This is a genomic window from Streptomyces sp. NPDC017520 (assembly GCF_044329855.1).
In the GTDB taxonomy this organism is placed as follows: Bacteria; Actinomycetota; Actinomycetes; order Streptomycetales; family Streptomycetaceae; genus Streptomyces.
On the sequence record NZ_JBIRKB010000028.1, the window covers coordinates 38,638 to 62,322 of the forward strand.

A 23,685-nucleotide genomic window follows, 5' to 3' on the forward strand; every position below is an offset into this window, starting at 1 on the left:
CGGGGGGGGGGGGGGGGGGCCCCCCCGCCGCGGGGGGGGGGGGGGGGGGGCCCCCCACCGCCCGGCCGGCCGGTGACCTCTACGGAGGCCACCGGCCGCCCGTGTGTCCGCACCTCTTCACGGCCCGCCACGGACTCCCGGCAGGCCCACCTCCTGGCTTGTCTAACAAGCGCTTGGTAGATTCGCTTGGCAGATTCCGGAGAGGCGGGCGGGGACGAGCTCCGGGGCCAGGGGCGAAGGGCGGACCATGGAGCAGCTTCAAGCGATGGACCTCACCGGGCGTGCGGTGCTGATCACCGGCGGCACCAGGGGCCTGGGGGCCGCGCTGGCGAGGGCCTTCCTCGCGAGCGGCGCGGACGTCATGATCTGCGGTCGCGGCACGCCGGCCACCCTGCCGTCGACGGGCGGGCGTGAGGCCTCGTTCCGGGCCACGGATCTGCGGGACCCCTCGGCGGCCGCGGATCTCGTCACCGCGACCGTCGAGCGGTTCGGCCGGCTGGACGTGCTGGTGAACAACGCCGGCGGCTCCCCGGACGCCGACGCGGCGACCGTATCGCCGCGCTTCGTCGAGAGAGTGGTCGCGCTCAACCTCCTCGCCCCCTTCTACACGGCCCAGGCGGCGAATCTGGTGATGCGCGAGCAGCCGGACGGCGGGTGCGTGATCAACATCGGCAGCGTCTCCGCCCACGCCCCGCAGCCGGGCACCGCCGCCTACTCCGCCGCCAAGGCGGGCCTGCTCGGGCTGACCCGGGCCCTGGCCCTCGAATGGGCGCCACGGGTCCGGGTCAACCACATCACCGCGGGTCTCATCCGCACCGAGAACGCCACCGCGCTGTACGGCGACGAGGACGGGGCCGCGGTGGCCGACATCGTCCCGATGGGACGACTGGCGGAACCGGACGACGTGGCGCGAGCCTGCCTCTGGCTGGCCTGCGACCTCTCCTCGTACGTCAACGGCGCCGATCTCGCCGTGCACGGTGGCGGCGAGATCCCGGCCAGGCATGCCGCCCGCCGGACCGCACCCCCCTTTTCGTCACCTTGACTCTATTCACCCTCACCCCTTATCGTCGCACTGACGAAATCGAAGGGGGCCTCATCATGGCCGACATCACCCGGCGCTTCGGCTGGCGCCACCTGCGCTCCGCGCCCACCGCCCACATCCGCCACCACCACCGCGGCCGGCTCGCCCACGACGGCCAAGGGCTCAGCTTCTGGTACCGGTCGCTGTCGGCGGCGCTCTCCGAAGTGCCGGTCGACGACCGGGAGCTGGCCATGGCGTTCCACGCCCGTACGGCCGACTTCCAGGACGTCACCGTGCAGGCCACCGTCACCTACCGGATCAGCGACCCGGCCGAGGCGGCGAACCGGCTCGACTTCTCCGTGGACCCGGACACCGGGAGCTGGCGCGGCGCACCGCTGGAACAGATCGCGACCCTCCTCACCGAGACCGCGCAGCAGCACACGCTGGACGTACTGGCCCGCACGCCGCTCGCGGCGGCCCTGGTGGACGGGGTCGCGTCCGTACGCGAACGGGTCGCCACCGGGCTCACCGCCGAGCCCCGCCTCCCGGCCACCGGCATCGACGTGGTGGCCGTGCGCGTCGTCGCGATCCGCCCCGAGGCCGAGGTCGAACGTGCCCTGCGCACCCCGGCCCGCGAGCAGATCCAGCAGGAGGCGGACCGGGCCACCTACGAACGGCGGGCCGTGGCCGTCGAGCGCGAACGCGCCATCGCCGAGAACGAGCTGGCCAGCCAGATCGAACTGGCCCGGCGCGAGGAGCAGCTGGTCGACCAGCGCGGCACCAACGCCCGCCGCGAGGCCGAGGAGAAGGCCGCGGCCGACGGCGTACGGACCGAGGCGGAGGCGGCCCGCAAGGTGCGCCTGGCCCGCGCGGAGGCCGAGGCGGCGCGCGAGACGGGCGCGGCGCGGGCCGAGGCCCAGGCCGCCTGGCTGCGGGTGCACGGCGAGGCCGATCCGGCCACGCTGCACGCCCTGGCGGCGACCCGGCTCGCGGAGAACCTGCCGCGCGTCGAGAGCATCACCCTCTCCCCCGACGTGCTCACCGGGCTGCTCGCCAAGCTCGGGCGTCCGGAAGGCGGGGCGGACGCGTGAGCCTGGCGCCGCGGGCGGTGCTCGTCCACCGGCGGACGGAGTACGAGGAACTCCTCGCCCGGCACGGGACGCACGGGCAGGCCGCGTTCTTCCTGTCCAGCCGGGGTCGCTCGATCGACGAGGTGGCCCGCCGCCACGAGGACAACCGGCGGGCGCTGCGGGAGGTGGCGGCGGCGGTGCCGCTCACCTGGCGCAGCTCCCGGGTGGAGCGGGCCGACCTGGACCGCTTCCTGTTCGCCCCGGAGGACGTGGTGGTCGTCGTCGGCCAGGACGGGCTGGTCGCCAACACCGCCAAGTACCTGTCCGGGCAGCCGGTCGTGGGCATCGACACCGCCCCGGGGCGCAACCCCGGCGTCCTGGTCCGCCACCGCCACGCCGACGCGGCCGGCCTGCTGCGCGCCGCGATCGCCGCCGGAGGGAGCGCCGAGGAGCTGACCATGGTCGAGGCCGTCGCCGACGACACGCAGCGCCTCCTCGCCCTGAACGAGATCTACCTCGGACCGCCCGGCCACCAGACCGCCCGCTACCGCCTGGGCCCCGACGGCGAGAGCACCCCCGGGGAGGCGCAGGCCTCCTCCGGGGTGCTGGTCGGCACCGGCACGGGAGCCACCGGGTGGCTCCGCTCGCTGTGGCTGGAGCGCGGCGGCACCCTGCCGCTGCCCGCGCCGTGCGACGCACGCCTCCTGTGGTTCGTGCGCGAGGCCTGGCCCTCCCCGGCGACCGGGACGTCCAGGGTGGCGGGCGAGCTGGGGCGCGGGCAGGGGCTGCGGCTGACCGTCGAGTCGGACCGGGTCGTGGTCTTCGGGGACGGGATGGAGTCCGACGCCCTGGAGCTGACCTGGGGGCAGAGCGTACGGCTCGGCATCGCGGAGAGGTCGCTGCGCCTGGTGACCTGAGCGCACCCGTCCGCCACGGCCGCCCGGGCCGCTTCGCTACGGTGTTCCCGACCCGGCGCCGAAGAGCGGAGAACCAGCACCATGTCAGCCGACCCTGTCACCGAGCCCGCCCGCAACACCCGCCCGCCCACGGCACAGGCGGCCCTCGGGGTCGGCGTGATCGTCGAGGACGGCCGGGGACGCGTACTGCTGGGCCGGCACCACAGCGGTACGTGGGAGCTGCCCGGCGGGAAAGTCGACGCGACGCACGAGTCGATCGCCGCCGCGGCCGCCCGGGAGCTGCGCGAGGAGACGGGTCTGGTGGTCGACGAGGCGGCCGTGGACGTCGTCGCGATGGTCCACGACGTGATTGGCGGGATCAACCGCATCAGCATGGCGGCCGTCGTGCGGCTCGCCTCCGGCGTCCCCGAGGTGACCGAACCCCACCTGATCAGCACCTGGCGGTGGACCGCGCCCGAGGATCTGCCGACCCCGCTGTTCGACCCGTCGGCCCAGATCCTCGCGGCCTGGCGACCGGAGTGGGGCACCGACCACCCGCCCGCGCATGTGCTGCGCATCGCCCCGGACGAGAACCGCGCCTGACGCACACCCCTCCGCTCGCGGACTCTCCCCGTACTCACAGATGCGGTGCAATCGGACCCACTGTATGAATAAGGGACCATCTGTGCGATAGGGAGTAGGCTCATGGACGATTACCCGCTCCTGGACGTCTTTCTGACCATGCTGTACCTGTTCCTCTGGGTCATGTGGTTCTTTCTGCTGTTCAAGGTCGTCACCGACCTCTTCCGGGACCACTCGCTGAACGGCTGGGCGAAGGCGGGCTGGCTGGTCCTCGTCATCCTGCTGCCGTACCTGGGTGTGCTGATCTATCTGATCGCCCGCGGTCGCAGCATGCGCGAGCGCGACGAGAAGCTGGCCAAGGACTCGGAGGCGGCGTTCCGCGACTACGTGCGTGAAGCTGCGACGAGCCAGGGCGGACCCGGCGGCAGCGACCATGTGAAGGATCTGGCGAAACTCGCCGAGCTCAAGGACAAGGGCGCGCTCGACGCCGAGGAGTACGAGCGGGCGAAGGCGAAGCTGCTCGCCTGAGGCAGGGTTCCGGCCCTCGCCCGAGGGCGAGGGCCGGAACCCTGCTCGCGTGTTCTATCGTGGGGTGACCTTCGAGGAAGAGCAGGCGTACATGAGGCGAGCGACGACCCCCGCGGCGGCCACCGTCGCGCTGCGCGGTCTGCTCGTGCTCCTGGTGGCCGTGGTCGGCCTGCTCTGTCTGGTCGGCCGGTCCTCGCCGCAGGGCGCGCCCCCGTCCGACTCGATCTCCGTAGCGCGGGCGGCAGCGGTTACGGCCGTGCAGGCCTCGGCCGACGAGGGATCCGCTCCGTGCGGCAAGAAACTGACGGTCGCCGAGGACGTCGCGCCGCGCTCCGACGCCGCCGCGGGGACCGCCCCGGCGGCCGGTTCGCCCCAGTGGACGGACGGGCCCGTGCCGGCGGCCCGTTCGGGCGCCTCGTTCTGCCGCGGCGGCCCCGCGCCACCTCATCCCGTCACCACCTTCTCCGTTCTGCGGATGTAGGCCGGCCCTCGCGGTCGCGTTCTTGATCTCTTCCATCCGGAAACGGAGATTTCCGCATGTCCTCTTCCCGGCGCTCCTGGAGCCGGGCGGGTGAGGCGCTGCGCGCGTGGCAGGCCAGGCAGTGGCTGGTGGCGGGGCTCGGCGCCCTGGCCACGGCTGTCGCCGTCGGCGTGCCCACGGATGTGGTGCCCACCCCCCTGTTCGGCCGCTCTGTCCCCGTGCAGTGGTGGAACTATCCCGCCCTCGCCCTCACCGCTGTCCTGGCCGGCCTCGTGCTGAGCACGTACGTCCGCCCGCCGGCCGCGTCCCCGGCCGCCCCGCCGTCCACGCAGCCTCCCGGGACCGTCCGGGAGGGCCGTATGGGAGCTCTCGGCGGGGTGCTGTCGTTCTTCGCCGTGGGCTGCCCCGTCTGCAACAAGCTCGTGCTCGTCCTCCTCGGGTCGTCCGGCGCGCTGAGCTACTGGGCTCCCCTGCAGCCGCTGTTCGCCGTCGCGTCCGTCGCGCTGCTCGCGGAAGCGGCGCTGCGGCGCCTCTCCACCCAGAGCCGGTGCCAGGTCACGGCTTCGGCCTGACGTCCACGGCCGCCCCTCCTTCTTCTTCCTCGCCCCTCTCACCATCAGAGGCACTCCATGACTGCATCACCCTCGTCGCCTTCCTCCCCTTCCTCTTCGCCCTCCCCCTCCTCCTCCTCGCCTTCCTCACCGTCCCGCCGTGCCCGCCGTACCCGCCGAAAGACCTACGCGGCCGGAGCTCTCCTCCTGGCCGCAGCGGCCACCGCCGCCTTCGCGCTCACGCTCGACGGCTCCGACGACGAGCGCGATCGCGGCGCGCGGGGAGCCACCCCGGTGGAGTCCGGCTCCGCCGCCCCCGCTCCGGCCGACGAGAGTCTGCTCGCGCTCGCCCGCCGGGACGCCTCCGACGCGCTCGCGGTCGGCCGGGCCGACGCGCCGGTGGTGATGATCGAGTACTCGGACTTCCAGTGCCCCTTCTGCGGCCGGTTCGCCCGCGAGACCAAGCCGGAGCTGCTGCGCCGTTACGTCGACGAGGGCATCCTGCGCATCGAGTGGCGGAACTTCCCCGTCTTCGGCGAGGAGTCCCAGCGGGCCGCGCTGGCCGGATGGGCCGCGGGCCGTCAGAAGAAGTTCTGGGAGTTCCACGACGTGGTCTACGCCGAGCCCCGGGAGCGCAATTCCGGCGAGTTCAGCGCTGACAGACTGGCCGCCATGGCGCGCGAGGCCGGAGTGCCGGACCTCGCCGAGTTCCGCTCGGACATGGCTTCCGACCAGGCGCGCGAAGCCGTCGAGAAGGACCAGGACGAGGGGTTCGGCCTGGGCGTCAGCAGCACTCCCGCGTTCCTCGTGAACGGCAAGCCCATTCTGGGAGCCCAACCGACGGCCACCTTCAAGGACGCCATCGAGGCGGCGGCGCGGTGAGCGACGTCGGCCTGGCCATGGCGTTCCTCGGGGGGCTGCTGGCCCTGCTCAGCCCGTGCAGCGCACTCCTGCTGCCGGCGTTCTTCGCGTACTCGTTCACCAGCCGTACACGGCTGGTGGTGAGGACCGGCGTGTTCTACGCCGGACTGTGCACGACGCTGGTCCCCCTCGGGGTGGCCGGTTCGTTCGCCAGCCGGCTCTTCTACGGCCACCGCGACGTCCTGATCGCGGTGGGAGGCTGGACGCTGATCGTGCTCGGTGTCGCGCAGATCGCCGGCTTCGGGTTCGGCTCCCGGCGGCTGGCCCGGGCGGCGGGGAAGCGGCGCTCGGGCTCGTCCCTGTCCGTGTTCGCCCTGGGAGCGGTGTACGGGCTGGCGGGTTTCTGTGCCGGACCGATCCTCGGCTCCATCCTGACGGTCGCCGCCGTGGACGGCGATCCCGTGCACGGTGGTGTACTGCTCGCGGTATACGCCCTGGGAATGGCGGTGCCCGTCTTCGCCCTGGCTCTGTTGTGGGACCGGTTCGACCTCGGCCACAGGCGTTGGCTGCGGGGCCGGGCCTTCAGGCTGGGTCCGCTGTCGCTGCACAGCACGACGACCGTGGGCGGAGCCCTGTTCGTGGTCCTCGGAGTGGTCTTCCTGGCGTTCGACGGCACGTCGGCGCTGCCCTCACTGCTGAGCACCGAGACCGAGTTCGTGTGGGAGGAACGCCTGTCCGCGATCGGCGGGGCGGTCTCCGACCGCCTGCTGCTGTTGGTGCTGGCCGGAGTGGCCGCCCTCGGAGCCGCGGTCGTGCTCCTGCGCGGCACATCACGGCGGCGGGAGACGGAGGAGCGGGAAGTACGGGAGAGGGAGAAAGCGGCGCCGCCCGATACGGAGACGACGACCATCCACTGATGGTGACGGGCCCGGGCCGCCGGGAGCGGTGACGCCTCCCCGGCCGACGGGCGTTCGCACCGTTTGTCCATGATGCTGGAAAATGTCACGTCTCATCCGTTAGGAAACGGAACTCGCCGATCCCGGGGTGGCCGAGACACTGCGCCAGATCACGGACGACCGGTTCGACCTGCTCAGCGACGAGGACCTGCGGACCGCGTCCGACTCCCTGGGTAACGGGTCCTCCGCACTCGTCGTGGCCTGGGAGAACACGTGGGCGGCGCGGTCATCTCGGGCACCGCCACCGCGGTCTCCAACCGGGTGGACCGTCGCGACCTGCGGCGCCAGGGGCTGCCCAGGCCCCGCCGATGCCGGCAGCCGCACCCCCTCCCCCGGCACCTGCGGGCGCGGACCGGGTGTCCCAACTGACCCAGCTCGCCGAACTCAAGGCCCAGCGGCTGCTCACCGACGAGGAGTTCGCCACCGAGAAGGCCCGCGTCCTGGGTTCCTGAGCGGCCGCCCCACCTCGGCCCCGACGACTTCCCGCCCGTGGCCGCCTTCTGGTCGGTGACCATGTACCTCAACCCGCAGGGCTTCCTCGTCGAGAACCCGACCTCACCGGCCGCTACGCGCCCCCGGCCGTCGTCCGCGTCGACAGCTGACCCTCCACCGCCCTGCCCGTCCTTCGGGGAGGTGGTCACCTTGCCGTGGCGCGGTGGCCACTGGCTCGGGCGCCGAGCCCCGGCCGGTCCCCAGAAATGATCAAGGGCCGGTTTCGGATTGCTCCGAAACCGGCCCTGATCTGCGACTGTCTCCAGTCGAGACGACAGGATTTGAACCTGCGACCCCTTGACCCCCAGGAGTAAGAGTCAAGGATATTTTCTGGATATAGCGGACTTAATCCGGGCGCGATTTGTGCGTGTAGGCATGCATCGTGCACCACCGCGCGTAGCGTGTGGTCCCCAACTGGTCCCCACGCGCCCCCTTCCCATTGCCCGGCCGACGCCTCGCGCGAGCACCTCAAGCTCCTTCGAGATCGCAACCCTCTGACCACCTACGAGGTCATCAGGGTGGCCCCGGGGCCGGATCATAGGGTTGAGGACCTCCGCTGCCGTTCTCACGTAACAGCCAAGAGTGCGCTCGCTCGGTCACGCAGCGGTCAGCGGCATGAGCTGGGTGACGTCGTTGCGGTTGCCGCCCGTCAGAATCACGGCGAGCGGTGTGCCGTGTCCGTCGGTGATCAGGTGGTGTTTCGATCCGGTTCGGCCACGATCAACCGGACTTGGTCCCGTCTGGCTCCCCCTTTTATGGCCCGCGCGCAGCTGGAGTCGACCACCGCACGCGACCAGTCGAGACGGGCCGCCTCGTTGAGCTCGGCCAGCAGCGCTTCATGCAGCTGCTGCCAGACGCCGGCCTCGTTCCAGTCCCGCAGTCGCCGCCAGCAGGTCATGCCCGAGCCGAAGCCCAACTGCCCGGGCAGGAAATCCCATTGGATGCCGGCGTGTAGCACGAAGAGGATGCCGCACAGCACCTGCCGGTCCGGCAGCGGCTTCCGTCCAGGGTGCCAAGACCGGCGTTCCTTGCGTGGCAGCAGGGGTTCGATCCGCTGCCACAGGTCATCCGACACGATCCACGGCAAAACCCCCACGCCCGGACAACGCCCTACTCCTGACGCGAACACAGTCAACAGCGCCGTTCCGCGTCATTGTGTTAGCCGCTGTGAGCCCGGGCATTTCGTCCGGGCTCAAGGGCGAGGAGGCGAGCCTGACTGTGCGCGCTCCAAGAGTCGAGCAGTAATTCTGCTTGACGTCACTCGAAACCGACACCCCCTATTTGCTCGAATGACGGCTCCCCTTGAATAACAGGAACGTCAAGGTCCTCGCACAGCGCAGCCCAAAGGAAATCAGCAAAGGTCATCTCGAAAATGAACCACGCCCCCATTTCCACCGCGACCTGCCACTGCATTCTGTTCTGGTCAGGGGGAACGAGAAAGATATGGTTGCCCGAAATCGACCTAGCAACCGCAAAGTACCCACCCTCTTCTGGGTATATGGGGTGCCGACGCGAATGGGTATCGCTTTGAGTCAGCTCTCCGTACGAATAGGATGCCTGATCCCATAGCGATTCTAGGCGCAGGCCATGATCCCCTCTCGCGGCTCGTGGATGAAAGAGGTAAACCTGATCACTGATGCACCCCGGCCCGTAAGCAGAGACGAACTCCTTGTAATCGGCGGGTAGAGTGATGTGGCTCGTTCTTTCAATGGCTTCCCAGTCAGCGGCCGTGTCGCCGTTGACCAGGGGCAACCCTAGAAGTTCACGGAACTGAAAGTTTTCCACCTGATGACCTTTGTGAGCAGGAGTATCCACCAGTAGCACGATTATAGACCGTGCAGTCCAGCCTGTAGCCCTTGTTGCCGACCGCGTACATTCTAATTTCTGCGGGAATCGCCGGATCGGTGCCTTTGTATACGGGTAGCACGCCCAGGGATATGGTCTCTCCGGACTTCACGGCGTTGGTGACATCGTCCTCGAGTCCCCTCATGTGCGGAGAGTTGGCGGGAGTTTGGTACCCCGCCACGAAATTGCGCAATGTGCCATTTTCGCCGCCCATTTGATTGCCGATCAGGTGGAGTGCTGCCCTGTTTCCCACGGGCAGCCGGTCGAAGCCTGCGGGCTTCCACTTCGGGTCCAACCGCCACGGGCGAAGATCGTATTGATCGATATGGGCAACTGCGCCCGTAGCCCGGCAATCATCTGCGCCCGTACCGAACCTCGTCATAGGCGCATAGTAGAAAGCAGGGTCGCTCGAAGGGAAATCTCGCGAGCACCTATTGCGAGTGCGCTTTGCGTGCGGGTCTGCCCCCGACAATCCGTGACCCAAGTCAGGATCGATGTTCTCTCCTGGAAACATGTCGCTCAGCAGATCGAGGCTTGCTGCGTCTTCAGGAGTGTAGGGTTGCTGACTATTTGCCAGGGCAAGCATGTGGCCAGCACCGACGACCAGTCCCACAGGTGATCCTGGCTGCCACCCAGAGTTCTTCGGATTCCAGTCCGGCTTGGGCGCCGGTCGAGTCGGTGCGGGTTTGGCGTTTGGCCCGCGATTGGGGTTCTGAGGAGGGCGCGGGGCGGGCGGGCGGGCGGTGACGGTTCCTTGGGGCGGCCTGTTCGTGGTCCCTGTGCGGGAAGAACAGTTGTATGTGCAGCGGCCTCCGTTGCCCGGGCGCGTCGTGTTGGCAACCGGCCTGGTGCGTATCGGGCCCCGCGCGGTCGGCCTTACGGGTCGGCTGGTGGGTTTGGAGGGTCTGGCCGGACGGGCCCGGCCGGCGCCGCACCGACTGCTGTTGCAGAGGTCCGCGCGGGGGTCTCGGTAGGAGGTTTTGGCTCGTGTCTTGGACTTCGACTTGGACTTGGGCCGTGTGGCTTTGCTGCCGCCTCCACCGCCTCTGGACCCGCCGCTGCGGAGGAAGACACTTCCGCCGCCGCAGGCGCACGCGCGGTTGTGGCCGGTGGGGTCGGTGCCGTTCACAGGGTCTGAGTTGGCGTATACGTGGCGGTTGGCCTGGGCTGCCGGGCTGGGGTCGAGGAGCCAGGTGTCTCTGGAGATGAAGGCTCCGCTTCCCGGCTGGTACCAGCGGGCCGCCATGTTGACGTCCCCGTTGCCGGGATCGGTCCAGCCGGACTGATAGCCGAGTGCCGGGGTTGTTCCGTTGGTCGCTGTCTTCTGGCCGAAGGGGTCGTAGGTGGTGGAACTCGTGACGGTTGTGCCGTCCGCGGAGAGGCCGGCTACCAGGTCCGTGTGCCGGTCGGTGATGGAGAATTGTGGTGTGCCGCCCTGGCTGCTGGCGAGAAGCGCGCCGTCGGGGGTTCGGGCGTAGTGGGATGTGCCGTCACTGATCAGTTGGTGGGAGCCACCGTCGTAGGTGAACGACGTGGTGCCGCTGGTGGTGGTGCGGTCGAGCGAGTCGTAGGCATAGCTGGTCGATCCGTCGGTGATTTTCCGCTCGAACGCGTCGAAGGTGAGGGTGCGGGTGCCTCCCGTGGCTGCGGAGACGGAGGCCAGGGTGGAGCGCGGGGTGTAGGAGTACGTGGAGGCGTCGTCCGTCAGCAGGCGGTTGCGCGCGTCATAGGTCGCCTTCCGGGTTCCAGCTTTGGTGCGGTTGCCGGCTTTGTCCCACTCGTATGACGTGGTCGTGGAGCCGTTCGTCCAGGAGGAGAGCCGTCCTGCGTCGTCGTATGCGTAGGAGTGCGTTCCCGCGCCTGCCACCCCGGTGGTGGTCTTGCTGGTCAGCCGATCATCGAGGTCATAGCCATAGCTGAGGGAAGTGACCTTCTCGCCGGTGTCGGTCGCGGTCACCGCATCGCTGGTTTGGCGTCCCAGGCTGTCGTACTCGTATGCGCGTTGGGCTCCGACCTTCCAGGACCCGTCGGCGAGTGGCTCGGCGTACTGTGTCAGCCGCGGTCGCCCGGCCTCGTCGAAGTCGACCCAGGTCTGACGTCCGGTGAGGGAGTCGCTGGTCCAGTCCAAACGGCCGACTGCGTCGTAGCCGAAGGAAGTTTGAACGTCTTGGTGCCAGCGGCTGGTCATGCTTCCGTCGCCGTCGTACTCGTAGCTCACTTCGCCGCCGGGACCCTTGGCCGACAGGAGGAGGCCGCGATCGTTGTAGGTGTAGGTGTTCTTCTCCAGCAGGCTCGCTGTTCCCGCGGAGACGAGTCGGCCCGCTGGGTCGTAGCCGAGGGTACGGGTGACAGTGGCGGCTTCGGCTCCTGTTCCGGTCTCCTGTACGAGTCGGCCCATGCCGTCATAGACACGGTCTCTGCGGACTCCGCCCGGCAGACGCTCCGTTGTGGCTTGGCCGGCCTTGTCGTAGACGGTGGTCCAGGTGCGGTCGCCCTCCGATGGGTGGGCTGCGGTGGCCGGCTCGATGGTCGACTCAGGCAGGCCCCACGAGTTGTGGGTGTAGAGAGTGATGTTGCCTCGGCCATCGGTGAGGCGGGTGCGGTTGCCGGTCGCGTCGTACCCGAATGAAAGAGTTGTCGACTTTGTCGCCGTGGCTTTCTCGGTCTGTCCGGTGACATGTCCGAGTGCGTTGAAGGTTCGCTCGGTGTGCGCCCCTTCTGGGGAACTCGTTGTCGTGTTGTTGCCGTCGAGGTCGAATGTCGCAGCCCACGACCTCAAGGGAGTGGCGCCCTTGCCGTAGTCGACGATCGCGGTCACGTTGTCCATGGAGTCGTAGGTCGTCCGGGACATGCGGCCGGTGGCGTCGGTGGTTTCGGTCGGCCGCCCCAGACGGTCGTAGGCGAAACGAGTGGTTCCGTAGGCGTCGCTGAAAGTCACTGGGTCGCCGGCGGCGTTGTAGGTGGCGGTGGCCGTGTGGCCGACGGCTGTGGTGTGGGTGGTTTGGTTGTCGGCATCGTCCCACGTGTACCGGCTGGTGAGATTCTGCAGTGCTGGGTATCGCTCGATGGCCGTGGTGGTGAGCTCACGGCCGAGTTCGTCGTATGTCGCCTCGGTCCTGGCGCCGGTCGGGTCGGTGACCGACAGTTGGAGGCCGGTCGGCGTCCATGCGTAGCGTGTCGTGCCACCGTTGGGGCCCAGGTCTGTGGGCTCACCCAGGGTGACGGGCGGGTCGAGGGAGGGCGCCGTCGCAGGGGGGTCGGTCCGGCTGACGAGGTTGTCGAACTGGTCGTAGCCGTAACGAGTTGTGCGGTCGAGCGGGTCGGACGTCGTCGCGATCCGACCTGCTGCGTCGTACGTGGTCCGGCTGGTGGCGTCGGTGATGACGGTGCCGCCGGGCGGGGTGTACGACGGCATGGTGATTGAGGTGGCCCGGCCGAGCTTGTCGAACTGCGTGCGTGTGATCGCGCCCAGTGCGTCTCTGGTCTCAGTGGGTTCGCCGAAGACGTTGTAACCGGTGACGGTCTGCGGCCTCAACGTAGTCGGCAGAAGGTTCTTTGCCTCGACCCGGACGGGCGGGCTGGTGGACGTCACGAGCCTGCCGAGAGCGTCGTACTGGTAGGACGTCGTGTAGTCCGACTTGGCAACGCCTCCCGCGTTACCTCGGGGACTGACTTCTGCCTGAAGCAGACCGCGTTGGTCGAAGGACCGTGTGGTGACGTGTGTGGAGGTCCCGTCGCTGAGTGTGTCCCTCTCCGGGTTTCCGCTCGCGTCGAATTCTGTGGTGATGGTCAGCTTCTTGCCGCTGGAGTCGATCGTCGACGCTTGCTCGCTGACACGGTCGTCCTTGTCGTACCCGTACGTGGTGACGCGGTTGAGCCCCGACGGGTCCAGGATCTCGCGTGTCGTCCGGCTGCTGGCGTCGACCTGCCATTCGATGGTGGTCTTGCCTCCGCCAGTGGTCTGCCGGGTCAGATTGCCCGCTCCGTCGTAGGTGTTGGACACCTGGACGATGTCACGACGTGTCCCATCGGGTTGTGAGACTGCCTTCGCGGTCTCGGTGGCCGGCAAACCGTCGTCGAAGTAGGTGTAGGCGGTGGTGGATCCCATCGCGTCAGTAGCGGTGGCAAGCTGTCCGGCCGGGTCGTAGGCGTAGGAGGCCACCACCAGGTCGCGGACTCCGCCCTCGGGGTGACCGGACCAGTCCTGGAGCACGGTCTGCGCATGCTGGCCGCGTGAGGTGTAGGAGTGGCGGTAGGTACGTCCTGCCGGGTCCGTCTCAGCTACCACACGGCCGAAGGCATCATGGGAGAAGGATGTCGTCCGGTTCTCCGCATCGGTCACCGAGTCGTTGAGGCCGTGGACGTTGTAGCGGTAGGTGGTGCTGCGGGTGGTGTCGCCGCCTGTCGTGTCCTCGGCCTTCTCGGTCAGAAGATTGCCGTCCGCATCGAAGGTGCTGCTGACCTTGGTGGTGTGAGTCCGCCCGGTGATCTCGTTTTTCACACCGGGGCCGCTCTCCGTCACGATCCGGGACTGCTGATCGTAGGTGAACGAGGTGGTCACCCCTGATGGGAAGGTGTCGGAGATCTGGGTTTCGCTGGTCTTTCGGCCCAGTCCGTCGTAGGTGTACTTGACGACGAGGCCGGATGGGGCCTTGGACTCGCTCAGATCGCCGTTGGCGAAGTAGGAGTGGGCGGTCATCGCACCGGCCGGCGTGGTCTCGGACGCCACCAGGCCAGCTGGGACAGTTCCGCCGCCCACAGCCGGCTCGGTGCCGACCGTGTAGGCGAGCTTCGTCGTGCGGCCGTCCGGCAGGGTGGTGGTGTCGGGGAGTCCCTGAGACGTGTAGGTCTGAGCGGTCAGATAGCGCGAATCCCGGGGTCCGGTGGAGCGGGCGTCCCTCATCTCCACCGGTCGGTCATTGCGGGGGTCCAGCTCATCGGCCTTGTTCTCGTAGTACTCGGTGAACGAGGTCCAGCATGAATTGGTGTCTCTGCAGGTCGTCGTGGTGACCGTGTTGCCGCGCTCGTCCTGCCCTGTGATGGTGGCATGGCCGTTCGGATCGGTCACGGTGTGCAGAAAGCCACCGCTGTCGTACCGATACGTGGTCGTTCCACCATCAGCATCGGTCACTGAGGTCGGCCGCATCCCTCTCAGAGCGTCATAAGAGGTGTTCACGAGCTTTCCCGCGGGGTCGGTAACGCTGACGGTGGAGGTGAGCGCCGAAAGGGCGGAGCGCTCACGGGTCGCATAGTGGTCCGCCACCTGCTCAGCCGTCAGTGCATGTGTGTAGAGAGCTGCTTCGTCGATCTGGCCGGTGAAGTGGTAGGTGCCGCTGGGCACGCCCATCCAACCGGAACTGGCGTATCCGGCGCCCAGGTAGGCGTAGGGGCGTCCCTGTTCGGTGATGGTGCCCGGCAACGTTCCGATCAGCTCGCCGTCCAGGTAGAGGGATTGCGTGGTGCGAGCGCCGGTGAGAACCGCGTGGTGCCATTTGCCGTCGGTGACGGTTCGCGAGGAGGTGATGGGGTTGGCTCCGGGGCTTCCTGTCAGGTACCACTGTCCTCGAAGCTTTCCGGCTGCGTCGACGTTGAGAGCTGGCCTCCATGAAGTGGGTGTGTCACCGAGCTTGGTGTTCTGGAAGCCGAGCAGCACACCGGACTTGGATGTTCTGAACCAGAGTTCTGCTGTGAGGTCGGTGGTACCGGCTATGACTCTGCCGGGGATCGAGACAGCGCCGTTGCCCGAGAGCTGCACGGCATGTCCGTCTCCTGTGCCGAAGATTCCCGTCGCGCCGGATGCGGCGTTCATGTAGGTGCCGTTCCCATCCGATGCGGCAGCCCGGCTGACAGCGGTGGACGCTCCGCTGTCCTCGTCCAGGGGCCAGTAGGCGGCGGGGGAGTCGCCCACGACTTCGCCGCGGTACTGCGCGCTGTCGCCCGAGATGAGTGCGGTGCGTGCGGCGAAGTGCTTCTTCACCGTATCCATCGACATGGTGTGCTCGTACAGCGCCACTTCGTCGATCTGGCCGGTGAAGTGGTAGGTGCCGCTGGGCACGCCCATCCAGCCGGAACTGGCGTATCCGGCGCCCAGGTAGGCGTAGGGGCGTCCCTGGTCGGAAATGGTTCCCGTCTTCGAACCGACGAGGGCCCCGTCCAGGTAGAGGAACTGCTTGTTGCCGACGCCCGTGAGTACGACGTGGTGCCACTGGTTGTCGGTCACCGACTGGGTGGAGGTGATCGGATCGGCGCCGGGGTTTCCGGACAGGTACCACTCGCCTCGGAGCTTGCCGTTCCCATCGATGTTCAGCACCGGCCGCCAGGATGTGGGGGCCTCGCCGAGTTCGGCATTCTGCAGCCCGAGGAGAACGCCCTGCTTGGCGGTCTTGAACCACATCTCCACGGTGGGCGTGGTGGGGCTGGTGGGCAAGTCGTTGGGGAGCTGGACGAAAGAATCGGAGCTTCCGTCCAGGGAGATGGCGGTGTCATCGGCCTCGGCGAAGACACCGGGATCGCCGAGGCGTGCCCGGTCTCCGTAGGAGGCTTCGGAGGCATCCCCGGCGGCGCTGGTCGCCTTCGACCCTGAACGTTCTCCGAGCCGCCAGTAGCCCTCGGGAGCATCCGCTTTGACCTCGTCGGCATACGCGGCTGATCCAGCGGAGTAGGTTGGCGCCGAGACCTTCCAGGTGCCACCGTTCTGGTCGGTGTGTTCGGTGAGACGGCCGCTGACGTTGTCGTAGCTCGCCTCGGCGTGGGTTCTCCCGGATGGCAGCGTCACCTTGGTGATGCGGCCGTTGCTCGCGCGAGCTGCGTAGTGATCCTTGACTGTGGCGGCATCCAGGGGACGGCTGTAGATGGCGGCCTCGTCCAGGCTGCCGTTGAAGTGATGGGTGGCAGCTGCTGTGCCCATCCATCCTTCGTTGCCCCAGCCCGCCCCGAGAAAAGCTCGCTGGTCCTCGCGCATGCTGACCGTACCGGTCAGAGTCCCGATTCTGGAGCCATCCAGGTAGAGAGTCTGCTTGGTTCCCTCACTGGTGAGAACGGCATGGTGCCATGCGTTGTCGGTGACGATCGCGGGCGACGTGATTGGCCGGGTGCCGGCATGTTCGACCGTGTAGAACTGGCCTCGCAACTTCCCCGCGTTATCCACACTGAGAAACGGACTGTACCGGGTGGGCTTCTCCCCGATCTCAGCATCCTGAAGGGTGCCAAGTACGCCGGGCTTGGTGGTTTTGAACCAGAGTTCGACAGAGAGAACGTCGCTCGATTCCAGTGCACCGTCAGGCAGCTCGACCACGGAATCCGTGCCGTCGAAGGAGCCGGCCGTGTCCGTGGTTCCGAACAACGCGGGTCCGGCTCCCAGCGTGACATCCCGGTAAAGCGCGTCATGCAGACCGGACCGAGAAGGCGAATGGCTGTGTGCCGTTGAACCTTCTTGCTCACCGAGGGGCCAGTACGAGACAGGGCCGGCGTCCAGAACCATGCTGCGGTACAGCGAGCCTTCTTCGTAGTCGTAGACCGTGCACGCAGTGGAGGTGGCGGGTGGGCATACCTTCGTCAGGCGGTCGCCGGAATAGCTGTACGTCCAGTTCAAGCCAGGTGTCCCGGGGCCCATTGCATGGGTGGACACCGAGCTGACGTGCCCATTGCTCCAAGTGAAGTTCAGTGTCCGGCCGGAGAGCTTATCGGTGACCGTAGTCAGATTCTGCGTGCCTGTACCCGCATAGGCCAGAGTCTGTGTGCGGCCTGCTCCATCGGTGATCGAGGAGAGCAACCCGGAGATGTCGAACCGATAGGCCGTGCCGGACCGTTGCCGGAGCGTCCAACCCGAAGCATCGGCCCTGAGGTCCATGGTGGTACCGGTCGGGCCCGTAAGGCTCCCGTCGTTCGGGTTACGGCCGAAACGCACCTGCGAGCCGTCCGCCATGGTGACGAGAACAGTGTTGCTCAAGGGTTCCTGGACCAATCGTGCGTCCCAGCGTGTTGCCCAGCCTGCTCCGAAGGCGTTGGTTCTGCGGGGGTCGAGGGAGTTGTAGGTCCGGGTCACTGACAGTTCCGGTCCCACGGTGGGGATGGCGGCGTCCGTTGAGGCTGTCACGTAGTTCCCGGACCGTGATCCGATTTCTCCCGTGCCATCGGCTCCGCCGAGATGGCTCGTGACTGCCGGCTGGGGAACCGCGGTGCTAAGAAGCGCAGGGCGTGGTTCAGGGGATGTTGCGCTGCCGTCGTAGACATAGGCGTACCACGCGTAGTTCTTCCCCCACGCAAGCCAGCCCTCTGGAACGGTCCACTGCTGTCTGTCGCTCCGAGGGCCCTTACGGCAGTTCTTACGCGTGTTGTCGCCCTCGACCTCGCAGATTTCGAACGTGTAGCCCAGTGCGGCTCTCGGGTACCGGTCCACGTCTTTCCCATGGGCCCAGAGCGCTGGGGTAAGGGAGTCCACCTGTGTGCCGCTCGGAGGAGACTCAGCAGTGAGAACGGGCGGTATGTTCACAGCCGAGAGCTGGACGGCGGCTCCTGGCACACCGGCCGAGGTGAAGCGGCTGACGCCGAGGTCGGTCATGGTCCACTCGATGGTGTACGTGGCGGGAGTCAGCGGAGCGATCTTGGCATTCACCGTGACGCTCGCCCCGGGTGCGACCGCGCTCGGCATCTCCGTGTACGCGATCTTCGCGCTGTCGGTGATCTCGGTGCCCGCGGCGTTGTACAGGTTGTAACGCAGTTTGTAGTTGCCGCCCTTGGGCCAGGTCGCCTGTCCCCGGTTGGTGAGCGTGATCTTCATCGAGCCCTGGGTGGTGGCGGTGACGGGCGCGGTGAAGTCCCCGAGTCCGTAGGTCGCCCCGTAGGGCGTCCAGGTGACGTCCAGGCTCGGCTTGCCGTTGGGGTAGTCGTCCGATCCGAACTGTTTCCAGCCCTTGGAGTCGGAGGTCGACGCCTTCACGGCCAGTCCGTAGTTCTTCTTCCGGCCGTGCGTCCAGTCGTCCACCAGCTTGCGTCCGGCCGAACCGAGCTTGATGTTCTCCCACTTGGCGCCGCCGCAGGGGTAGGCGGTCTGGCCCGCGGGCCGCCAGCCGTGCGCGAAGCTCTTCGAGGCGAGCGCCGAACCCGTCGAAGGCCCGGGATACTTCGTCGTGGTCGACTCAGCCCAGTTCGAGGTGATGGGGTGGACCGTCACAGGGCGGGCGGTGCAGGAGTAGGAGTACGTGTTGTAGAGGGCCAGCCCGGCGTTGACCACCCAGGCGTTCTTGAGCGTGGACTCCAGGCCGGAGAATCGCAGGAACGCGGCCGCCTTGTGCCCGCCACCGTCGTAGGTGCCGGTCTTGAGGACCGTGTCACTGGAGAAGTTCTGGTTGTACGGGGACTGCACGTACGTACCGGAGGTCGCCGCGACGGACTTCAGCGAGGGGTCCACCCGGACCGGGAACACACGGTCGGGCGCGTGGAGCCACTCCTCGTCCAGATCGACCACCAGGACCTGTCCGCCGGCCTCCTCCACGAGGCTGAACCGCACCCCGGAAGAGATCTCTCCCTGACCGGAGTTGTCCTCGCGCCGGGAGTCCTCCATCCATCCCGCGGGCATCCACGCCTGTTCGACGCCCTGGGCGTCGGTGAACGACACCCCGCCGTGGTCCGCGATGCTCGCGGTGAGCCCCTGGACGTGAAGCGGGAAACGCCAACGCGACGGCGCGTCCTTGCTCCGCAGGATCATCGTCTCCTTGAGCGACCCGCTTCCGGCGACAAACTCCAGGTCGGCGGCTTCGTGCACCTCGGGATACGTGATGACGCTGCCGGACACCTGCCCGCCGGACGGCTGGGCATCCTCGACGCCATAGCCCACCGACAACTGGTCGTCCAGCTCCATCCGCACCACGGGGCCGGCCGCCGCGTCCGGGGCGAACGTCAGCGGCGCCTCGGCGGACCTGGTCCGCCATCCCGGGCCCTCCTCACTCCCGCTCATGGTCCGCGGCCCGGCTTCTTCGACAGGCACGAGGGAGGAGTCGGCCTTCTGCCATGCTCCGCTCTCGGTACGGAAGTTGACCGGCTCGTTGTAGAAGCGGGTGGTGTAGGTCCCGTCCTCATTGTGGAAGGTGGACTCCCGCTCCTTGCGGGCGCTCTCCACCTCGACGCTGCGTTCCGCATCGAATCCAGGAGGGGTGGCGGGGCGGGGGCTTTCGATCTCTTCGGCACGCCCTGGCGCCGGGAGCTCTGTCTGTGGATTCAGCTGCTCCACGGACGAGGCACTTTCGGCGGGCAGCTCTCCGGGCAGGGCCACCGCCCCGTCGCGGCCTCCGGTGGCGGTTGCGTCAGTAGCACTGCTGGGTGCGCGATGACTCAAGCCCGCGGCGGATCCCCATCCCTGGTCCGGCCTGTCTCCGGGCCCTGCCTGTGCGGCACCTGCAAGGTCGAAGGCCCTCGCCGCCTGCTCCGTACCGATGAGCGATGTCATCGTGAGGGCAGCAGCAAACGCCAGCGAACGCACAGCACGCACAGAAAACTCCCACAAGTGTGATGAAGATGTGCAGAGTTTTACGAGGACTGGAGAGGGAGCCGCAAGAGGTCTCTGGGATCTGTGATGATCTTGTGACGGAGGATGTAGTACGCTTGCGAATGGCTTTCGTCGCAGTCTGTGGTGAATAGTGCGGCCGCCAGGTAGCTCCGGACCCGGCCCGACGGTATGAAGACGAACCAACGCTCGACCTTCCAGTCAGGGCCCACGGGCCCTGGGGAACGTCGAGACCTCGGTGGAGACCTGGGATGGCGACGGACTCGACACCTTCCTCGCATCACTTGCCGAAGACTTCCGGGGCCGGGAAGGAGTGCGCACGTGGCACTCCCTCTGCTACGACCTGACCATCTCAGCGGAACACCACCCTGGGGGCAACGTCCAACGGGCCTGGGGCATCAGCGACAGGGCGCCCTCCGAGGAATGGCGGTTCGAGACCAACACGGTCCACGCGGCAGGGAAGGACATGCGCAACCTCACCCCAAAATCCACACGTTCATTGCGAGCGTTGCGAAGTAGCTGGGCGAGCCCCGATGCCGCGCAACTTCCCCTTGGTAACTCGTGCCGCGCTCCCCTTGACGAATCGTTTTGGCCATCAAGTCGGTAGAGGTCAGGGAGTGGGGCGGGCTGAGGAACTGTTCCTCCACGCCACGTCGAACTGCTGGAGGGCTATCGAGTACAGAAGTCCGGGGGCCCGGGCGTAGAGGCAAGGGGAGTTCCTGCCGTGGCTGGAGCTGCTGTAGAAGGTGAGGTAGGCCGCCCGGTCCGTGGCGATCACGCGGCAGGTGTTGGGGAGGTTAAAGCTGCGCAGTTGGACATGGGGTTGCTCGCGGGACACCCGGGCAATGTAGTCCGTGTTCGCCCGAACCTGGTTCTTGAGCAGGTCGGGCGTGAAGCCGGGATCGAAGAGGCGCAGATCCTGTGAGCGTCGGTCGAGCCAGGAGTCGCCCGGCGCGAGCGTGTCGGGCAGCAGTACCTGGACGGACCCTGGGGATAGCTCCCCCGACCACAAGGGCGAGAAGACCTCGCGGGTGAGTACGTTTCCTCGTCCCGCCAAGACCTTGACCCAACTGGCTCGGCCGAGATCGCGGGCGATATCGCCTTCGGCGGACGACTGGTGACGGTACACACGGGCGAGCCCGGTGCCGGTGAGGCGCGAGCAGACCGCGACCAGCCACCACAAAGGGCGGGACCCGCGTACGAGCCCGAGGACGAGGACGATCACGCTGGCTGCAAGCGAGCTGAGTATTCCGAACAGAAAGACCGTCATGCGAGCCATCTCCCTGTGTATGGCTGATCTCGGGCGGGCGGATTCGACGTTCGGCGTTCGGCGTTCGGCGTTCGGCGTTCGGCGTTCGGCGGAGAGTCAGCAGAGGTAGGTCAGCAGTTCTCGTAGGATGTGCGCGGCGTTCCGTGCCGCCAGCTCATGAAAGCCGTGCCCCTTGTCCTGGTCGGCATTGTCAGACACGCCCCGGATCACGATCCAGCCTGGGTTGGGTTCGCCATGGACTGAGTTCTCCTGCCAGTACTGGCTCAGTCCGCCGGCTTCCATGTCGACCGCTAGGACCTTCTCGTGATAATCCTTGAGCCAGTCACGGATATCGCTTTCCCGATCCGCGATGACGGCTTCACCGGACCCGATCAAGCCTGGGTAGACTTCGAATTCCTCCGAGGCGTGCGTGGCGAGTTGGCCGTGGATCCGTGCCGGGGTTCCGTGATCGGTGAAGAAGGCGTTCACTGCGTGGACGACCGGTGCGGGGGCCTGGCGGTGTTCGCCGCGCCGGCGGACGTCCCCCAGCGGGTTGATCTTGCGGTTCTCGTAGTACACGATCTCGGTGGAGACGATGACGTTGCCGACACGCGCGTGCTGATCGTGGATCCCACCGCCCACGCCCACGAGTGCCCACAGGCGCGGGCTGTAGTGACGACGCAGGTTTTCCAAGGCAGCCATCGCCGAGCGCTGCCCCTGGCTCTGACTCTGGGTGGCCACGATACGCACGGTCGCCCCCGGAGTGGTGTGTTCGCCCTGGTAGAAATACAACCCGCCGCCCACCTTGCGCCGTTCGAGTTTCAACTCGTCTACTAAGGAGCGCAGTTCCTCACTCAAGATTGTGACCACACCGATGTCCCATCCGGTGGAGTCCGGTTCGACGTCCGAGCCGAACTCGGCGGTACGCATGGAGTGGTGGGTGGGAGTGGCCGGGGAGACGTGAGCGTGCTCCCCGATGGCGTTGTTGTTGAAATTGTTGTGGTCGCCATGGCTGACGATTCCGCGATTGGTGTTCACTTGTTTCCTCCACCGATGGAGTTAGGGCCTGACGATTCATGTGCGGACGCGCCGACCTGTGCGGCGTCGCCCACGGCGTTGTTGCTGAAATTGTTGTTGTCGCCGAAGTTGAAGATGCCACTGTTGATAATTTTGGTCGCGCGGTCATTGAACTCGGACGCGTCCACGTCGTGAGTGGCCAGGAAGTCACCGGTAGCCCGGAGCAGCCGTCGCTCGATCGTCTTCATCCGACCAAGAATGTCGGTCTTCTCCAGTTGGATCTTGGACCATTCCTGCGCCGACTTCTCTCGTATGCTCACGCGGCTGCCGATCAGAACGTTACGGATTGGCGTGGAGGTGAGATCGCGGGGAAATATGACTGCTTTTGCCAGGGAATAGAGATATCGCACGAGTCGCCAGGAGTTTCGGATCTCCGAAGGTAGTTCGGCCAGCTCGCGCAGAGCCGCCCAGGCGACTGCCAGGACACCATGGTGCCCGAATTCTGCGGTGCGTTGGAAAGATCTCGGCGTGTGGGCGAGGACGCACGCGGCGGTGGAGATGCTCAGCGTGCGCCCTTGAACACTGATGTGCAGCAGGACCGTCGCGACGAACTCGGCCCCTTCGGCGGGAGTGGTCACCTCAAGGAAGTGGTACTCCTTCGATCCGGGCGTGTTAATGATCTCCCGCAGCCGGGTTGCGTCGAACTCGCGGGTCAGAAGCGAACGGTCAATCGCCACATCGGTCTCGGCGACGTACACGCGGTCGGTGACTCGTGCTGGAAGCCGGACGTCCTGGCTGTCGGTGTCGAGCAGCTGGACCGCCTCGCGCAGATAGTCGACCAGTTCATGCGCCCGGAACGGAGGGACGGGGTGCTCCCGTTCGTGCAGCGGTGCGCCGTCGTCGTCAGAGGGTCGGAGCAGTTGGATGCTCATGGGCGGGTTCCACTGGTAGACCAGCTCACCCGCTCCGATGAAGGGCGACTCGTCGCCGAACAGCGTGAAGACAGCGAAGTCGTCCTCGTCATCGTCCTCGCTGTGACGAGCGCGGCGGTAAACCGCACAGGGATGGCGCTGCTCCGTGTCCGCCGCCTGCTCTCGGCTGGACAGGTACCGAGGCCGCAGAGTCGGTGCCCTCATGATGCGGTGGAGTAGCAACTGCCTTACGGCTCCGACGCCGAGGCATACGAACGTGATACCCGCGCCTATGTGGAGGGCGGTAGTCGCCTGGCCCGGATGGGTGAGCGCGAACATCAGGCCGACCAGCGTCAGGGACAGTGCAGCCCAGCCGACGCGTCTGAGGGCGTGTGCGCTCTCCGAGTACCTACGAGGGAACAGCCACCTCAACAGAGCCCGAGGGCCCGGCACCGGCCCCAGCCCCCGACGCTTGGACTTCCGCGCCTTCCGCCTGCTGCGCCTGGTCCGGCCGATCCGGTCGAGCCCAGGCTCCTGCCGGTCCAACTTCCTCAGCTCGACGGCGAGCGGAATCAGGCACAGGAGAGCGAGACCGCAGGAGACCATGACTGCGGCGGGCAGGGCGCCAACTAGGGCGTGTATCGGGTCGTGATCACTGGGTGGTTCGCGTGAGGTCTTTGATCCAGATCATGGAGGCCCGGAGTTGGAGTCCGGCCAGGTAGCT

Annotated in this window: 15 protein-coding genes and 2 pseudogenes; 11 read left to right on the top strand and 6 right to left on the bottom strand. The window is 67.3% G+C overall.

Annotated features, from left to right (window positions below; genetic code table 11):
* Positions 1-247: 247 nt before the first annotated feature.
* From ACH4KB_RS36630 to ACH4KB_RS36675, 10 genes and pseudogenes are all read left to right on the top strand, one after another.
* On the top strand, positions 248-1,042 hold the full coding sequence (locus ACH4KB_RS36630) for an SDR family oxidoreductase (protein WP_398071223.1): 795 nt from the start codon (positions 248-250) through the stop codon (positions 1,040-1,042).
* 56 nt (positions 1,043-1,098) lie between these two features.
* Positions 1,099-2,112 carry an SPFH domain-containing protein gene (locus ACH4KB_RS36635; protein WP_398071225.1) on the top strand — a complete coding sequence of 338 codons (1,014 nt, stop codon included), beginning with the start codon at positions 1,099-1,101 and terminating at the stop codon, positions 2,110-2,112.
* The gene (locus ACH4KB_RS36640) at positions 2,109-3,008 is read left to right on the top strand and encodes a hypothetical protein (protein ID WP_398071227.1); all 900 of its coding nucleotides are present in this window, start codon (positions 2,109-2,111) and stop codon (positions 3,006-3,008) included. The genes ACH4KB_RS36635 and ACH4KB_RS36640 overlap by 4 nt, the downstream gene beginning before the upstream one ends.
* 81 nt (positions 3,009-3,089) lie before the next feature.
* Positions 3,090-3,590, top strand: a complete 501-nt coding sequence (locus ACH4KB_RS36645) for an NUDIX hydrolase (protein WP_398071228.1) — start codon at positions 3,090-3,092, stop codon at positions 3,588-3,590.
* Positions 3,591-3,692: 102 nt separating this feature from the next.
* The gene (locus tag ACH4KB_RS36650; RefSeq protein WP_398071230.1) at positions 3,693-4,097 is read left to right on the top strand and encodes an SHOCT domain-containing protein; all 405 of its coding nucleotides are present in this window, start codon (positions 3,693-3,695) and stop codon (positions 4,095-4,097) included.
* Positions 4,098-4,161: 64 nt separating this feature from the next.
* Entirely contained in the window at positions 4,162-4,578 is a 417-nt protein-coding gene (locus ACH4KB_RS36655) for a hypothetical protein (protein ID WP_398071232.1), read from the top strand.
* A gap of 56 nt (positions 4,579-4,634) precedes the next feature.
* Positions 4,635-5,150, top strand: a complete 516-nt coding sequence (locus ACH4KB_RS36660) for a hypothetical protein (RefSeq protein WP_398071234.1) — start codon at positions 4,635-4,637, stop codon at positions 5,148-5,150.
* Between the two features lie 57 nt (positions 5,151-5,207).
* Complete coding sequence (locus ACH4KB_RS36665) at positions 5,208-6,011, top strand: DsbA family protein (RefSeq protein ID WP_398071236.1); 804 nt, start codon at positions 5,208-5,210, stop codon at positions 6,009-6,011.
* Entirely contained in the window at positions 6,008-6,907 is a 900-nt protein-coding gene (locus ACH4KB_RS36670; RefSeq protein ID WP_398071238.1) for a cytochrome c biogenesis CcdA family protein, read from the top strand. Before ACH4KB_RS36665 ends, ACH4KB_RS36670 begins: the two co-directional genes overlap by 4 nt.
* A gap of 522 nt (positions 6,908-7,429) precedes the next feature.
* A pseudogene (locus ACH4KB_RS36675) lies at positions 7,430-7,648 on the top strand (hypothetical protein); the annotation flags it as partial.
* Positions 7,649-8,037: 389 nt separating this feature from the next.
* Here ACH4KB_RS36675 and ACH4KB_RS36680 read toward each other — a convergent pair.
* The 3 genes and pseudogenes from ACH4KB_RS36680 to ACH4KB_RS36690 all read right to left on the bottom strand — a co-directional run.
* Positions 8,038-8,525: pseudogene (locus tag ACH4KB_RS36680) on the bottom strand (IS5 family transposase); the annotation flags it as partial.
* A 170-nt stretch (positions 8,526-8,695) separates the two neighbouring features.
* The gene (locus ACH4KB_RS36685; RefSeq protein ID WP_398071240.1) at positions 8,696-9,223 is read right to left on the bottom strand and encodes an SMI1/KNR4 family protein; all 528 of its coding nucleotides are present in this window, start codon (positions 9,221-9,223) and stop codon (positions 8,696-8,698) included.
* Positions 9,201-19,511 carry a LamG-like jellyroll fold domain-containing protein gene (locus tag ACH4KB_RS36690; protein ID WP_398071241.1) on the bottom strand — a complete coding sequence of 3,437 codons (10,311 nt, stop codon included), beginning with the start codon at positions 19,509-19,511 and terminating at the stop codon, positions 9,201-9,203. The genes ACH4KB_RS36685 and ACH4KB_RS36690 overlap by 23 nt, the downstream gene beginning before the upstream one ends.
* 511 nt (positions 19,512-20,022) lie before the next feature.
* Here ACH4KB_RS36690 and ACH4KB_RS36695 point away from each other — a divergent pair.
* Entirely contained in the window at positions 20,023-20,391 is a 369-nt protein-coding gene (locus ACH4KB_RS36695; RefSeq protein ID WP_398071243.1) for a DUF6228 family protein, read from the top strand.
* A gap of 3 nt (positions 20,392-20,394) precedes the next feature.
* Here the strand turns inward: ACH4KB_RS36695 and ACH4KB_RS36700 are convergent, their stop codons facing one another.
* The 3 genes from ACH4KB_RS36700 to ACH4KB_RS36710 form a co-directional block, all read right to left on the bottom strand.
* Positions 20,395-21,054, bottom strand: a complete 660-nt coding sequence (locus ACH4KB_RS36700; protein WP_398071245.1) for a hypothetical protein — start codon at positions 21,052-21,054, stop codon at positions 20,395-20,397.
* Between the two features lie 96 nt (positions 21,055-21,150).
* A complete protein-coding gene (locus ACH4KB_RS36705) occupies positions 21,151-22,071 on the bottom strand; it encodes a hypothetical protein (protein WP_398071246.1) in 921 nt (306 codons plus the stop codon).
* The gene (locus ACH4KB_RS36710; protein WP_398071248.1) at positions 22,068-23,300 is read right to left on the bottom strand and encodes a hypothetical protein; all 1,233 of its coding nucleotides are present in this window, start codon (positions 23,298-23,300) and stop codon (positions 22,068-22,070) included. The genes ACH4KB_RS36705 and ACH4KB_RS36710 overlap by 4 nt, the downstream gene beginning before the upstream one ends.
* Between the last annotated feature and the right edge of the window lie 385 nt (positions 23,301-23,685).

What these genes read in the sequence shown, in the direction of transcription:
- ACH4KB_RS36630 (WP_398071223.1), top strand. Translation starts at nt 248, where the DNA reads ATGGAGCAGCTTCAAGCGATGGACCTCACCGGGCGTGCGGTGCTGATC.
- ACH4KB_RS36700 (WP_398071245.1), bottom strand. Translation starts at nt 21,054, where the DNA reads ATGACGGTCTTTCTGTTCGGAATACTCAGCTCGCTTGCAGCCAGCGTG.
- ACH4KB_RS36710 (WP_398071248.1), bottom strand. Translation starts at nt 23,300, where the DNA reads ATGTTCGCGCTCACCCATCCGGGCCAGGCGACTACCGCCCTCCACATA.
- ACH4KB_RS36665 (WP_398071236.1), top strand. Translation starts at nt 5,208, where the DNA reads ATGACTGCATCACCCTCGTCGCCTTCCTCCCCTTCCTCTTCGCCCTCC.
- ACH4KB_RS36660 (WP_398071234.1), top strand. Translation starts at nt 4,635, where the DNA reads ATGTCCTCTTCCCGGCGCTCCTGGAGCCGGGCGGGTGAGGCGCTGCGC.
- ACH4KB_RS36635 (WP_398071225.1), top strand. Translation starts at nt 1,099, where the DNA reads ATGGCCGACATCACCCGGCGCTTCGGCTGGCGCCACCTGCGCTCCGCG.
- ACH4KB_RS36645 (WP_398071228.1), top strand. Translation starts at nt 3,090, where the DNA reads ATGTCAGCCGACCCTGTCACCGAGCCCGCCCGCAACACCCGCCCGCCC.
- ACH4KB_RS36650 (WP_398071230.1), top strand. Translation starts at nt 3,693, where the DNA reads ATGGACGATTACCCGCTCCTGGACGTCTTTCTGACCATGCTGTACCTG.